The following is a 13,974-nucleotide window of genomic DNA, read 5'->3' on the forward strand; positions in this document are numbered from 1 at the left end:
CCTACGCTTTCGTTTCTTTTCTCGCTGTTACAGATACCCATTCTCCCTGATGATGAACCTCCAGAACCGTGAGACCTGCTGCCTCTACCGCTGCTTTTACCGTCTCCTCCTTGTCTTCGATGATACCACTTGTCACGTAGATACCACCGTCTTTTAACTGGTTCACGATCACCGGTGTCAGCGGCACCAGTACGTCTGCAAGAATATTCGCCACAACGATATCATAGCATCCATAACCAACTTTATCCTGGACTGCTTTATCATCAATGATATTTCCGATCATTACTTCGTATTTATCCTTTGAAATACCGTTGACTTCCATATTTTCATAGGTTGCATCAATCGCACACGGATCCAGGTCTGTTCCTACAGAATACTTTGCACCGAACATCAGCGCCAGCATTCCAAGAATTCCACTTCCGCATCCTACATCCAGAATTCTGGTGTCCTCTGTCACATATTTGCGGAGCTGACGGATGCAGAGCTGTGTGGTCTCATGCATTCCCGTTCCGAATGCAGTTCCCGGATCGATATGCACGATCATCTTGCCTTCATCTTCCGGCTTTACTTCTTCCCAGGACGGAATGATCAGGATATCATCCACATAGAACTGGTGAAAATATTTTTTCCAGTTATTGACCCAGTCCACATCCTCTGTCTGGGATTCTTCTATCGTTCCTTCACCTACTTCCACATAGGCACGCATATCTTCCAGTTCATTTTTCACAGCTTCCAGAAGACTTTCTTTATCTTCATCTTCTTCCAGATAGAAACTGATATATGCGATGCCGTCATTGATTCCTGTCTCCGGAAGGATATCAACAAACATCTGCTCTTTTTCCGCCTGTGTCATCGGAATCTTATCCTCAATCTCGATTCCCTGTACACCAAGGTCCATCAGCATACTACTGACAATGTCTTCTGCCTCGGTTGTTGTCTTTAATCTGAATTTATTCCACTTCATATTGGTTCTCCTTTTATTGTTGTCCAAGCAAATAATCAATAAACTGCTGTGCAGTACGTCCGCTTAATCCACCATGGCTCAATTCCCATTTGTTTGCCTCCAGAAGAAGCTTTTCCTCTTCCATCTCGACACCGTAACGATCTGCAAGCGTGGTGACAATCTTCTGGAATTCTTTTTTATCCGGTTTTCCAAAATAGATGGTCACGCCGAATCTTGCTACCAGCGAAAGTTTCTCCTGTACGGTATCATTGGTGTGCAGTTCTTCATCTCTGTCGGCTTTATCTTTGAATGTCTCACGTACCAGATGTCTTCTGTTGGAAGTTGCATAGATCAGGATATTATCCGGTTTCTTCTCCAGACCGCCTTCGATCACCGCTTTCAGATATTTGTACTCAATCTCGAATTCTTCAAAAGAAAGATCATCCATATAAATAATAAATTTATAATTCCGGTTCTTGATCTGTGCGATCACATCATTCAGGTCTTTGAACTGATGCTTGTACACTTCGATCATACGAAGTCCCTGGTCATAATACTGGTTCAGGATTGCCTTGATTGAAGAAGATTTACCGGTTCCGGCATCACCAAAAAGCAGACAGTTATTAGCTTTTTTACCCTTTACAAATGCCTCGGTATTATCGATCAGTTTCTTCTTGGCAATGTCATAGCCCACCAGATCGTCCAGATGGACGTGTGCAATCTTGGTGATCGGCACGATCTGTGCTCCTTCTTCCGTATGCTCAATACGGAATGCCTTGTGAAGTCCGAAAGTTCCCACTCCAAATTCTTTGTAGAACTGGGTTACAGTTGTCTTAAATTCTTCTGCATCATCTGTCTGCGCAAGAGCTTTGCTTAAGTCGCAGATCCGGTCGCGAATCCTCTTGTTAAATACATGTCCCTTGGCATTGACCGGATGATAGTCCTCAATCAGTTCCAGACTGTCTGTACCGAGCTTTTCACCCATCTCTTTCAGATCATATTCGAACAGTTCTTTGAAAATCTGAAAATCATGAAGGGCTGCTTTATTGACGCTTCCCTCTACCTCTCCTACCACTTCACAGGCTGTACTGTAAGCATTCTCACTGTTGGCAAGCAGGAACGTCAGGAAGGTATGCCAGAGGTTCCCCTCGAATCCATAGTTTGCAGCCAGCTCGATCAGCTCATTTAAATTTTCGAAAAGAAGGCTCTTCAAATCCTCTTTGTTGTAATAATCATTATCTGCATTGTCGATCAGAAATGTCATGTCCCGAAGCAGATCTTCATGTTCCATATAACGATATAATATCAGTTCATTTGTTCTCATAGCCGTGTCCTCTCTTTTTCAGTCTAATAATTTCCAAGGATTTTCAGATTCAGTGCTTCTTCCCTCAGTCCACGGATCGCATTTTTCACTGCGGCATCTGCCAGATTTCCTTCAAAGTCCACAAAGAAACGATATTCCCAGCTTTTTCCTTCTACCGGCCGGGATTCGATCTTTGTCATGTTCAGGTCATTGTAAATAAAATGGGAAAGCAGATGGTACAACGATCCACTCTCATGCGGTATTTCAAAGCAAATACTGATCTTGGATGCATTTTTCAGGAATACCTTCTGGTTTGTGACAATGATAAATCTTGTACTGTTGTCAGATTCGTCATTGATCTCTCTTGCCAGGATATCCAGTCCGTAAAGCTCTGCTGCATATTCGTTGCAGACAGCTGCCTGCGTGGTATCCTGGTCTTCCATCATCTTCTTGGCCGCCATAGAAGTATTGGCAACACTGATCTGCTGCCAGGTTCCGTGTTCATCCAGGAAATGGGATGTCTGCATCAGTCCTTGTGGATGTGAATACACTCTTTCAATGCTGGAAAGTGTAGTTCCTTTCACTCCGGCAAGCATATGCTTAATCGGAAGGACCGTCTCTCCTACAATGTAATTTTCAAATTCCACCAGAAGGTCATACACCTGTGTCACCGGACCTGCGGAAGAATTTTCAATTGGAAGGACTGCATAATCTGCGCTTCCCTCTTCAATTGCTTCCATTGCATCACGGAATGACGGTACATGGCAGTTTTTCACATTTTTCCCAAAATATTTTAACATAGCTGCCTGGTTGTTGGCTCCTTCCACTCCCTGGAAGACCACACGTGCACCATCAAGATCCAGCTGATCCAGTCCGATAAAGGGAAGTCTTCCCAGAACTCCTTCCTCAGAAAGACGCTGGTACTGCAGCTTTCTGCTCATGCTCATCAGCTGTTCAAAAAGCTCCCGGATCCCTTTTTTGTTAAAATCTGTGGACACCTTTTCTGCTACTGCTGCCAGTTTCTCGTTCTCTCTTGTCTTATCAAATACCTTTCGTCCGTTCTTTATCTTATATTCTGCAACTCCTTCGCAGACCTTCATACGTCTCTCATAAAGCGTGGTGATCTGGTCATCGATCACATCCAGCTCTTTTCTCATCTCTTCCAGACTCTGCATTGTCCCACTCCTTATCGTTTTATCCTTATGTCTTCTTACGCTGACGTTACTAATTTTTCATTATAATATATTTTTTCTGTAAAATCTACATTTCTTCGCAAACCCGATCAGAAAAAACATGTAAAACTTTGTTGAAATAACCATGTTTTTGTTATATTATAGATAAAGAATATATGAACCCGCACATATTCTGCGGTTATTTTTAAGGAGGTTTCTTATGAGACATTTAATGAGTCCTTTAGATTTTTCTGTGGAAGAGCTCGATAAGCTTATGGATCTTGCAGGTGATATCGAAGCTCATCCAGAAAAATATGCACATGCTTGCGCAGGCAAAAAGCTTGCCACTTTATTCTATGAGCCAAGTACCCGTACCCGACTGAGTCATGAAGCAGCAATGATGAATCTCGGTGGTAATGTACTTGGCTTTTCTTCGGCAGCTTCCAGCTCTGCTACCAAAGGGGAAAGCGTAGCAGATACGATCCGTATGGTTTCCTGCTATGCAGATATCTGTGCGATCAGACATCCAAAAGAAGGTGCACCGATGGTTGCAGCGCAGCACTCTTCAATCCCGGTGATCAACGCAGGTGATGGCGGACATCAGCATCCTACACAGACACTGACTGACCTTTTAACCATCCGTTCTTTAAAAGGACGTCTGAATAATCTGAAGATCGGACTCTGTGGAGACCTCAAATTCGGTCGTACTGTACATTCTCTGATCAATGCCCTGGTGCGTTATGAGAACATCGAGTTTGTACTTATTTCACCGGAGGAACTCCGTCTGCCAAGTTATGTACGCAAAGACGTACTGGATAAGAAAAATATCCCATATACAGAAGTAGAACGCCTGGAGGATGCCCTTCCGGATCTCGATATCCTTTATATGACACGTGTTCAGAAGGAACGTTTCTTCAACGAGGAAGATTATATCCGTATGAAAGATTTCTACATCCTGGACAAAGGGAAAATGGAACTTGCACCAAAAGATATGCTGGTTCTCCATCCACTTCCGCGTGTCAACGAAATTTCTGTTGAAGTTGATGATGATCCAAGAGCTGTTTATTTCAAGCAGGTACAGTATGGTGTCTATATCCGTATGGCACTGATCCTGACACTTTTGGATATTCATGTAGATTAAGGGAGGCGAAAGACATGGTTGAAAATACACTGAACATTGGGAAAATTTCAGAGGGCTTCGTACTGGATCACATCAAAGCAGGAAAAAGCATGGATATCTACAAATATCTGAAACTTGATCAGCTTGACTGCTGCGTAGCCATCATCAAGAATGCCAAAAGTAACAAGATGGGTAAAAAGGATATCATCAAGATTGAATGCCCGATCGATATCATTGATCTGGATATCCTTGGTTTTATCGATCATAATATCACGGTAAACATTATCGAAGATTCCAAGATTGTTGAGAAAAAAGAACTGAAACTGCCATCTGAAATCAAGAATGTGATCAGATGCCACAATCCGAGATGTATTACTTCAATTGAACAGGGACTGGATCATGTGTTTGTACTGACTGATCCGGAGAACGAAGTGTATAGATGTAAATACTGTGAAGAGAAATACAACAGAAAGCGGGGCTAGCGTCGGCTTGTTGGACTAGGCGGACAGGTGCCACGCAAAGGACGCATGAAAAAAGAAAATTTTTTCATGCGTCCTTTATTTTTTGTCTCCTTCGTACAGTAAGAAAGGAGATCTTGGTATTGCTCGTCCTGTTTTCTGCAGTATGTTTGTCCGGCACAGCATACAGTGGATATTGACAGAATGCAGTCATAGGCTTGCAGGGACAAAGCACATCATCACTGCGGATCTTCCTATTTTCTTCAGTCCTGACAGATCCAACTCATACACATTCCAACAAGCAGGATCAGCGCAATACTTAATAACATAAAAAATACCTCCTATAGACGCAGAAAAACAAAAGCGAATATGTCTTCAAAATTTCTGGTATTTGTCCATAAAAATCTTTCCCTTGATTTTAAAACAAATCCAGCATATTATCCAGATACAATTCCTCTCTTACATGCAGCTGATATTCCGGCTTTGTCATATAATACAGCAGAAATTCCAGGATCAGCGCACTTCCAAGTCCCCTGCCTTCGATCTTAAAATTTGTAAATCCCATCGGCAAATAGATATTTTTGATATCGTCTACGCTGATAAATCCCGGATTTGTCATTGCTTTTGAAAAACGATAGCCTTCCTTTGCATTTGGCGCAGTACACCGGTGTTCCTCTCCATCTTTTCCGAGATTCTTCCGGCTCACATCCTCATAACAGGCTTTCCGGTCCCTGCAGCCGAACCAACAACACTCATTACACAGGAATTCAACTTTATCCTTCTGACCTTCTGATAATGTATTCCATTTATCCAACATCTTATTCAGACGGAAATCCGGCACGACATATTGAAAATCTTCTCTCTGGATTTCCCGCAGACACTCCTGAAATTCGGTCAACACTTTCGTGGTAGATGAGACCAGATAGAACCCCGGATACTTCTTTTTCAGATAATCCACCAGCAGCTCTGAGTGCACGATCACACCGTTTTTCACACCTGTGCTTTTCTCAAATAACTGACAAAGCATATTGCATCTCTGATTCGCAAGGTGCTCTTTCCTGAGCAGAGAATTACTAAAGGTCAGACGGGCAGAAATCCCGTACTTCTGCATAAGTGCAAGCACTTCTTCCGGCTCAGCTTCTCCTGCTTCCACACGTCCTCCGCCCCACAGGCAGTCTTCCGGGGCTCCATAAATGGAACCAATCTCACACCAGTCATAGAAATATTCCCTGTGTGTATAAAACAGCGACAAAAAAAGTCTGTACAGTTCATAAAATTCAAACAAGCCCGGAAGATGGTAATATGCTACATTTCCTCTTTCCCGACTTTGAAAACGATCATTCCTCATTTGACACTCCTACATAACTTTAATCCTCCTAAAACTACCATATTTTTCAAACGATTGTCAAACGGATTATCACGTTTTTTTATTTTTCATTCCACTCAAAAAATCATTCACACAATACTACGATATCATAAAAATTAAAGGGCACCGCAACAAAAAAAGAATCTATATCCTTCATGAATATGAATACAGATTCTTTTCAAAGTTTCTCAATTAAAAATAAAAAAGCAAGCAAAACGATAAGCCGGGTTATGTCGTGGACGTTCATCTATCCAGTTCTGCTGTTGCCAGCAGACTCAAGCGACCAACCTGAAGCATGACGGGCCGCCATACCACTTCTTTTCGGTCTTGCTTCGGATGGGGTTTACATATGCCCTGTGTGTTACCACCCAGGCGGTAGTCTCTTACACTGCCCTTCCAACCTTACCTGCATCTGCAGGCGGTATATTTCTGTTGCACTATCCTTAGAGTCACCTCTACCGGACGTTATCCGGCATCCTGCCCTGTGAAGCCCGGACTTTCCTCGTCTGCGGCCTTTCGGCACCTGCATCCGCGAACGTCTGTCTTACTTGCCTTAGATACTTTATCACATTTTTTTATCAGTGTAAAGGATTTCTTCTACACTCCCGGATCAACCTGCAGCTCATTTCCGTCTGCTGCCGTTGTCGCAAGAGTATCACAACGTTCATTCTGCGGGTGTCCATCATGCCCTTTTACCCAATTGAAGTTCACCTGGTGCGGCTTTTTCGCTTCCAGAAGCCGCTTCCACAGGTCGGTATTCTTGACCGGCTCATTCTTCCCACGCTTCCAGCCCTTTTTGATCCATCCCTCGATCCAGTGCTGATTGAATGCATTGACCACATATTGGGAATCAGAATAAAGCTCTACCTCGCAAGGTCTGTTGAGCGCTTCCAGCCCCCGGATGACAGCCATCAGCTCCATCCGGTTATTGGTTGTCCGCACATAGCCGCCGGAAAGCTCTTTAACATGAAGTTCTCCCTTCGGGTCTACATATTCCAGAACGACTCCATAACCGCCCGGTCCGTCCGGATTACCTCTTGCCGCTCCATCTGTATAAATACTGACTTTCATAAATTGTCTCCTTATAGTTCAAATACCTGTCCCTTTTCCCGGATCCGCATGATCTTCTCCCGGTATGGCTCTGATACTTCCATTCCGATAAGCCGGTCCTGCACCTCGTACTGCTTCCACATATGCATCGGAAATACAATCTTCGTATCCGTATGCCGCATATACCAGTCAAAGCCCCAGTAAAACTGCTCTTCCTGTCTCGGGTCAAGCACGACAAATGCAAGATCGATCTTTTCACCGGTCAGCGTTTCAATCTCCTTTTGATAATCGCCGCGCATCATCCGGTTATACGCATCATCTTCCTCTTCCCAGTGCCACCAGTTCAGATCCCCTGCATGATAAATGATCCTGTCTTCGCATCTTACCAGAAAGGCAACCCCTTCATCGGTTGAACGCAGACTTTTTACCTTTGTATCCCCGACAGTAATCTCATCCTTTTTTCGCATGAAATGTTCCGATTCACGCTGCTCCTTTTTCGCAATTCTGATATCCTTCGGGAAAATATATTCCACATCCGGATACACATCCGCAAGCTTCAGGATCTCTCTGTTAAAATGATCCGGATGGGAATGGCTGGCAAACACCAACAGCTTCTTCGCTGGATCAAACTCCGGCATCGTTCCTTCATAATAGTCAAATAATAGAATATGGGATTCCAGTTCCACCGAAAATCCGCTGTGTCCGATATACGTCACCCTCATCTGTCTGCCTACTCCTCAACATCATCATGTTCACCGGCTGCTGTCTCTGTCGCATAAACAATCTCCGGAAGAACATATTCCAGACACTCTTTAATGATCTTCGGACTTCCCGGAAGATTGACGATCAGGGATTTACCCCGGATACCTGCTGTTCCTCTCGTCAGCATTGCCCTTTTTCTGGTCCGTGTCATAAAAAGACGCATCGACTCTCCGATCCCCGGAATCTCCTTATCGACCACTGCCTTTGTCGCTTCCGGAACACAGTCCTCTTCTCTGCATCCGATCCCACCGATCGTAAGGATCAGATCTGCCATCTGTGCATCCGCGATCTTCGCAAGGATCTTGCGGATAACCTCCCTGTCATTTGGTACCGGCTGTACAAGCTCTGTCTTGAAGCTGACCTGATCGAGCACTCTTCGCACGATTGGCGAACACGTATCATCCTTCTGTTTTCTGTATATCATGGTGTCTGCTGATACAATTGCTACTTTCATAGATGTCCCTCTTTTCTTTTCTCCTCACGTATAGATTTCATGGTATCTTATATGACCATTCATTCCATGAAAATGTATCCCCTAACGTATAGACTTTAGTATAACATACTCTCGGATTGCCATGCAAGTTTCCCGCCGCCAATCGAATTGATTTAAGAAAAATTTTAGATAATGATGCAAACCATACCTCCGTTGCTGTCATTGACGATCTTCTGCATGGTGTCCTGCAGTTTTGCCTGACTTTCATCTCCGATCATGGCGATCTTGTTTCGCACGCCATCCATCACCAGCTCTTCGATCGATTTTCCGAAAATATTGGTTCCCCAGACTCCATCCGGGCTCTTTGCCGCCTCGTTGATATAATTTACCAGATCCTTTGCCTGCTGCTCACTCCCCACGATCGGCGCGATCTCGGTCTCAATGTTAGCTCGGATCATATGGATAGAAGGTGCTTCCGAACGGATCTTTACTCCGTATTTATTGCCCTGCCGGATTACCACTGGATCGTCCAGCCGGATTTCTTCTCTTGTCGCGCTGACTACACCGTAGCCTTTCATTTTAACCGAAGCAAGTGCATCTTTGACACTTTCATATTCTTTCTGGAGCATGGCAAGATTACGCACTGTATGGATCAGATCATATTCCCCGCTGATCTGCGTTCCGGTCAGATCACTTAACATTTCGTAATAACAGCCATCTTCTACCTTGATTTCAACCGAGATCTCACCGGTATCCATGGACACACCTGTTACATTTACTGCATTTATGTAGGTACTCTGCTCCGGCTTCCGGATCTCCATCGCATCCCGGATTTCTCCGATTCTGCCCATGACTTCTCTTGCATAAGATACCAGCTCTTCCCGGACCTTGTGATCTGCTCTAAGTATTTCCACCCATTTTGGAAGGAAAAATTTTACTTCTGTGACCGGAAATGCAAAGAGCACATTTTCCATGATCCGGTGGATATCTTCTTCCCGGAGCTGTTCACAGTTGACCGGAAGTGCCGTTACCTGATATTCTTTCTGGATTTCTTCTGCCACGTTTTTTGCCTCTGCGCTGTACGGTTTCCGGGTATTGACCAAGACCACGAACGGCTTGCCAATGCTTTTCAGCTCCTGGATCGTTTTCTTTTCTGCCGCCCGGTAGCTGTTTCTGGGAAGCTCTCCGATACTTCCGTCTGTCGTCACAACAATCCCGATCGTGGAGTGGTCATGGATTACCTTTTTCGTCCCGATTTCTGCCGCCTTTGTAAACGGAATTTCTTTTTCGTTCCACGGCGTTTTCACCAGACGTTCTGCTCCATTTTCCATGTAACCGGCGGCTCCCTCCACCATATAGCCCACACAATCAATCAGACGCACCAGCACACTCACATCCTTTGCGAGCTGGATTTCGGCAGCTTCTTTTGGCACAAATTTCGGCTCCGTTGTCATGATGCTCTTCCCTGACGCAGACTGCGGAAGCTCATCCACCGTCCGCTCTTTTGCATGCTCATCGGTCATTTTCGGCAGCACCAGCACATCCATAAAACGCTTGATAAAGGTTGATTTGCCACTCCGTACCGGTCCTACCACACCCAGATAGATCTCTCCATTCGTCCGGCACTGTATATCCTTGTATAAATCAAATGTATCCATACACTGTCCCCCTTTGATTGCTGATACAGTGTATGCGGGCTTTCCCCGGTTTAGAACAACTATACTGCCAGTTCACTTTTACTTTCTTGCCATCAATTTCAAAATCGGGTATGATAAATGGTAACAAAAAAGCGTATTACAGGCACGTAATGCCTTTCATTTATCAGAAAATCCTATCGGGATTTTCTTACAGTCAAAAAAGGAGGTATCCTATGCACGTAGGAAGAAAAGCACAAAAAAGAGAAAAAAAAGCCATGTCTGTCTCCCTGTACGGGAATCTGTTTTTCGTTATCGTTGAGATCGTCATGGCAATCTACACCAGTTCCCAGGCAGTTCTTCTGGACGCAATCTATGACGGAGTCGAGTTCTGCATGCTCCTGCCGTCGCTTTTTCTGATTCCGCTACTTTACAAGCCATCCAATGAAAAGCACCCGTTCGGTTATATGCAGATTGAATCTATGTTTGTCGTTGTCAAGGGCATTACCATGACTGGCGTTACCGTCGGGCTGATCCTGAACAATATCGAAATCATGATCCATGGTGGCAGAAAAGTCGCTTTTGATACCATTGCCTGGTTTGAATTATTTGCATTTTTTCTGGGAATTACCGTATCCATTTATCTCAAATATAAGAATCGTCTGATGGATTCCCCAATGATCACAATGGAAATGGAAGGCTGGGAGATCGACAGTATTGCCTCTTTCGGTATGGCAATTGCCTTCTTTCTTCCGGTTCTGCTGCCTTTTCCATGGTTCAGACCCATAACACCTTATCTTGACCAGATCATTACCGTCACCCTGTCCATCTTTATGCTGCCGACACCGATAAAGACGGTAATAACCGGACTTCGGGATCTGTTCCTGATCCCGCCGGAGGAAGAGACTGTTGATGAAATTAAAGAAACGATCGAACCTGTCCTAAATGCCTATGGTTACAAAAAGCTCTACTATGACATTCTCCGTACCGGAAGAAAGCTCTGGATCAGTGTTTACATCACCTTTGACAAAGATCTGGTTTCCATTACCCGGTTTAAGATCGTACAGAATTTCTGTATCCAGGCTCTTGCGAAAAAATATACGGATTTTTATTTTGAACTTCTGCCGGATATTGTGTTTACCACGGATGATGAGGCATTGACCAATCATATCGTAAACCAGTCGGAAGAAGTGGATCAGAATGCAAAATTTGCAGACTGAATTATCTGATCCTTATTCTTTAAAAATACTCATTTTCCAAGAAAAGCTGCCTTAATCGGCAGCTTTTCCTTTAAATTCTTTGATTGGATTCTTGATAAATTTTATGTACTGCTTTCTCAGCCATTCGATCAGCTTCGTCAGATACCGAAGTACCGGCTCGGTCGCAATAGAGAATATTACAAAAAGCATAATGCATTTTCTGGACATTCCCGTAATCGCAAATAACTGTGGCAGGAAGATACTGCATCCTAACAGTCCGATCACGCATCCGATCCAGACGATCATACGCAGTGCATTCATCGGCTGGCAGATCCGGTAAAGGATCATGAATCCGACAATTGCAAGCAGCATCGTCGCCGCCGTAGAAATATCTTTGGATGCAACTCCGAACGTCTGTCCAAATACAACCAGCGCACCAACCGCAAATACATCCGTAAGTCCTGCCGGAAGTGCCTTTAAGAACACATTGGTCAGGAAGTGTCCCTTAATGATATCCCGGTTCGGCTGCAGTGCCAGGAAGAATGCCGGAATACCGATCGTATACATGCTGATCAGCGATACCTGGGATGGCTCCAGCGGATAGGTAATCATAAAGACTGCCGAGAAAATTGCAAGCAGGAAGGAAAAAATATTCTTCACCAGGAACAGACTTGCTGAACGCTGAATGTTATTGACAACTCTTCTTCCTTCCAGAACAACCTCCGGCATCCTTGAAAAATCGGATTCCAGAAGTACCACCTGGGACGCCTGGACCGCCGCATCGCTTCCTGATGCCATCGCCACCGAACAGTCTGCATCCTTCAGGGCAAGTACATCATTAACACCATCACCGGTCATAGCGACCGTCATCCCCTGCTTTTTCAGTGCCTGCACAAACTGTCTTTTCTGTTCCGGGATTACCCTTCCGAAGACCGTATATTTGCTCACCGCAAGGGCAATATCTTCTTCGGTCTTTAATGTTCCCGCATCCACGTAATTCTCTGCGCCTTCAATTCCGGCCTGCTTCGCAGTCTCCGATACGGTAATCGGATTATCACCCGAAATAACTTTTATCGCAACACCCTGGTCCGCAAAATATTTGAAAGTCGCAGGCGCTTCTTCCCTGACTTTATTGAGAAGGAGGACATAACCAAGCGGCGTTACCGTTCCAGTCAGCGGCTTACCATCCGGCTCTCCATCATAGCTTCCAAATACCAGTACACGGAACCCCCTGGACGTATACTGTTCTATTCTTCCCTGATACTTTGTATAATCCTCACGCAGGACAAATTCCGGTGCACCAAGCACATATGCCTGATCTTTGAAAATTACTCCGCTGTATTTGACCGTGGAAGAAAAAGGAATCACTTTTTCCGGCACTTTATCTGAATGCTCTGTAAAATGTTCTTGCATCGCATGCATCGTGCTGTTATCCGCGTCCATTCCTTTGACAAAATCGCCGATCATCCGGTTCAGATCCGGCATCTTTTCTTCGTCATAGGCCTTGGCTTTCACCACTTCACTGACACACATACTGTCTTCTGTGATCGTACCTGTCTTGTCAACACAAAGCACATTAACCCGCGCCAGAGTCTCGATACTCTTCATATCATGGAGCAATACCTTTTTCGATGCAAGACGCATTGCACTTACCGCAAGTGCCACGCTTGCAAGAAGATATAATCCTTCCGGGATCATGCCGATCACTGCAGCAACCATGGAGATAATACTCTGCCGGAAGCTGTCGTGATTATAGAAATAACTCTGCACAAACAAAATGATTCCTATCGGGATCAGTGCGATTCCGACCATTTTTACCAGCTTGTCCAGGGAACGGATCATCTCCGACTGTTCCCCCTGCTGCATGGCTTTTGCTTCCAGAGTCAGCTGTGAAATATAGGAATCCGCTCCAACCTTATCCAGGCGTGCATGACAGCTTCCTGATACCACAAAACTACCTGACATCAGACGGTCTCCACGCTTTTTCGTGATCTCATCAGATTCACCGGTAAGTAAAGATTCATTGACCTGAACCTCACCAGCCTCAACAACCGCATCTGCACAGATCTGGTTCCCGGCACGAAATACAACAATGTCGTCCACAACCAGCTGATCCGCCTCCAGATTCAGCGATACCCCTCCACGGATTACTTCCGCGTGCGGTGCATTCAGCATGGTCAGCCTATCCAGTACTTTCTTGGAACGGATCTCCTGAATGATCCCGATCAGTGTATTGCAGATGATGACCGGCAGGAATGTCAGATTTCGAAAAGAACCTACCAGGCACAGCAGAATCGCCAGAATCAGAAAGATCAGGTTGAAATAGGTAAATATATTATTATGAACAATCTCTTTTGTCGTAAGTCCCGGTGGAGCAACCTCATCATTGGTCCAGCCATTCTCTTCCCTTATCCGGATCTGCTCGGGATTAAGACCTACCCGGTAGTCCGGAACCACACGCTGGATCTCGCCTCGAACGACTTCTTCCTCTTGTGTTTCTTTTTCTTTTTTTCCGAATTTCATACAAAAAATCC

At 44.7% G+C, this 13,974-nt stretch carries 12 protein-coding genes and 1 other RNA gene; 3 read left to right on the forward strand and 10 right to left on the reverse strand.

Going from position 1 to position 13,974, the window contains the following annotated elements; genetic code table 11:
- Position 1: 1 nt before the first annotated feature.
- Genes prmA through pheA form a run of 3 tightly spaced genes read right to left on the reverse strand, consistent with a single transcriptional unit; the run spans position 2 to position 3,421 of the window.
- Positions 2-964 (reverse strand): 50S ribosomal protein L11 methyltransferase, encoded by a 963-nt coding sequence (gene prmA / locus NQ556_RS10030; RefSeq protein WP_008374985.1) that lies wholly within the window; start codon positions 962-964, stop codon positions 2-4.
- Between the two features lie 13 nt (positions 965-977).
- Positions 978-2,267 (reverse strand): ATP-binding protein, encoded by a 1,290-nt coding sequence (locus NQ556_RS10035; protein ID WP_022220371.1) that lies wholly within the window; start codon positions 2,265-2,267, stop codon positions 978-980.
- Between the two features lie 23 nt (positions 2,268-2,290).
- Positions 2,291-3,421, reverse strand: coding sequence for a prephenate dehydratase (pheA, locus tag NQ556_RS10040; RefSeq protein ID WP_008374981.1), 1,131 nt, complete (start codon positions 3,419-3,421; stop codon positions 2,291-2,293).
- A gap of 217 nt (positions 3,422-3,638) precedes the next feature.
- Here pheA and pyrB point away from each other — a divergent pair, with 217 nt between their 5' ends.
- A complete protein-coding gene (pyrB, locus tag NQ556_RS10045; RefSeq protein WP_022220369.1) occupies positions 3,639-4,559 on the forward strand; it encodes an aspartate carbamoyltransferase in 921 nt (306 codons plus the stop codon).
- Between the two features lie 14 nt (positions 4,560-4,573).
- Positions 4,574-5,020, forward strand: coding sequence for an aspartate carbamoyltransferase regulatory subunit (locus NQ556_RS10050; RefSeq protein WP_008374977.1), 447 nt, complete (start codon positions 4,574-4,576; stop codon positions 5,018-5,020).
- Between the two features lie 394 nt (positions 5,021-5,414).
- On the opposite strand, the gene NQ556_RS10055 is transcribed toward NQ556_RS10050, so the two are convergent.
- The 6 genes from NQ556_RS10055 to spoIVA form a co-directional block, all read right to left on the reverse strand.
- Positions 5,415-6,344, reverse strand: a complete 930-nt coding sequence (locus tag NQ556_RS10055) for a hypothetical protein (protein WP_008374974.1) — start codon at positions 6,342-6,344, stop codon at positions 5,415-5,417.
- 221 nt (positions 6,345-6,565) lie between these two features.
- Positions 6,566-6,913: RNase P RNA component class A (gene rnpB, locus NQ556_RS10060), an RNA gene on the reverse strand.
- A 46-nt stretch (positions 6,914-6,959) separates the two neighbouring features.
- Entirely contained in the window at positions 6,960-7,433 is a 474-nt protein-coding gene (rnhA, locus tag NQ556_RS10065) for a ribonuclease HI (protein ID WP_008374972.1), read from the reverse strand.
- 11 nt (positions 7,434-7,444) lie between these two features.
- Positions 7,445-8,134, reverse strand: coding sequence for an MBL fold metallo-hydrolase (locus NQ556_RS10070; protein ID WP_008374970.1), 690 nt, complete (start codon positions 8,132-8,134; stop codon positions 7,445-7,447).
- A gap of 8 nt (positions 8,135-8,142) precedes the next feature.
- The gene (locus NQ556_RS10075; RefSeq protein WP_008374969.1) at positions 8,143-8,628 is read right to left on the reverse strand and encodes a MogA/MoaB family molybdenum cofactor biosynthesis protein; all 486 of its coding nucleotides are present in this window, start codon (positions 8,626-8,628) and stop codon (positions 8,143-8,145) included.
- 164 nt (positions 8,629-8,792) lie between these two features.
- The gene (gene spoIVA, locus NQ556_RS10080; RefSeq protein WP_022220368.1) at positions 8,793-10,265 is read right to left on the reverse strand and encodes a stage IV sporulation protein A; all 1,473 of its coding nucleotides are present in this window, start codon (positions 10,263-10,265) and stop codon (positions 8,793-8,795) included.
- Between the two features lie 212 nt (positions 10,266-10,477).
- On the opposite strand from spoIVA, the gene NQ556_RS10085 reads away from it, so the two are divergent.
- On the forward strand, positions 10,478-11,461 hold the full coding sequence (locus NQ556_RS10085) for a cation diffusion facilitator family transporter (RefSeq protein ID WP_022220367.1): 984 nt from the start codon (positions 10,478-10,480) through the stop codon (positions 11,459-11,461).
- Between the two features lie 51 nt (positions 11,462-11,512).
- Here the strand turns inward: NQ556_RS10085 and NQ556_RS10090 are convergent, their stop codons facing one another.
- The gene (locus NQ556_RS10090) at positions 11,513-13,963 is read right to left on the reverse strand and encodes a cation-translocating P-type ATPase (protein ID WP_008374961.1); all 2,451 of its coding nucleotides are present in this window, start codon (positions 13,961-13,963) and stop codon (positions 11,513-11,515) included.
- Positions 13,964-13,974 lie beyond the last annotated feature (11 nt).

The sequence above is a fragment of the Coprococcus comes ATCC 27758 genome, from assembly GCF_025149785.1.
GTDB classification, from domain to species: domain Bacteria; phylum Bacillota; class Clostridia; order Lachnospirales; family Lachnospiraceae; genus Allocoprococcus; species Allocoprococcus comes.

Excerpts from the sequence above, each read along its gene's own strand:
- NQ556_RS10075 (WP_008374969.1), bottom strand. The coding sequence starts at position 8,628 with ATGAAAGTAGCAATTGTATCAGCAGACACCATGATATACAGAAAACAG.
- NQ556_RS10070 (WP_008374970.1), bottom strand. The coding sequence starts at position 8,134 with ATGAGGGTGACGTATATCGGACACAGCGGATTTTCGGTGGAACTGGAA.
- NQ556_RS10085 (WP_022220367.1), top strand. The coding sequence starts at position 10,478 with ATGCACGTAGGAAGAAAAGCACAAAAAAGAGAAAAAAAAGCCATGTCT.
- NQ556_RS10050 (WP_008374977.1), top strand. The coding sequence starts at position 4,574 with ATGGTTGAAAATACACTGAACATTGGGAAAATTTCAGAGGGCTTCGTA.
- spoIVA (WP_022220368.1), bottom strand. The coding sequence starts at position 10,265 with ATGGATACATTTGATTTATACAAGGATATACAGTGCCGGACGAATGGA.
- NQ556_RS10090 (WP_008374961.1), bottom strand. The coding sequence starts at position 13,963 with ATGAAATTCGGAAAAAAAGAAAAAGAAACACAAGAGGAAGAAGTCGTT.
- NQ556_RS10055 (WP_008374974.1), bottom strand. The coding sequence starts at position 6,344 with ATGAGGAATGATCGTTTTCAAAGTCGGGAAAGAGGAAATGTAGCATAT.
- pheA (WP_008374981.1), bottom strand. The coding sequence starts at position 3,421 with ATGCAGAGTCTGGAAGAGATGAGAAAAGAGCTGGATGTGATCGATGAC.
- rnhA (WP_008374972.1), bottom strand. The coding sequence starts at position 7,433 with ATGAAAGTCAGTATTTATACAGATGGAGCGGCAAGAGGTAATCCGGAC.
- prmA (WP_008374985.1), bottom strand. The coding sequence starts at position 964 with ATGAAGTGGAATAAATTCAGATTAAAGACAACAACCGAGGCAGAAGAC.
- NQ556_RS10035 (WP_022220371.1), bottom strand. The coding sequence starts at position 2,267 with ATGAGAACAAATGAACTGATATTATATCGTTATATGGAACATGAAGAT.
- pyrB (WP_022220369.1), top strand. The coding sequence starts at position 3,639 with ATGAGACATTTAATGAGTCCTTTAGATTTTTCTGTGGAAGAGCTCGAT.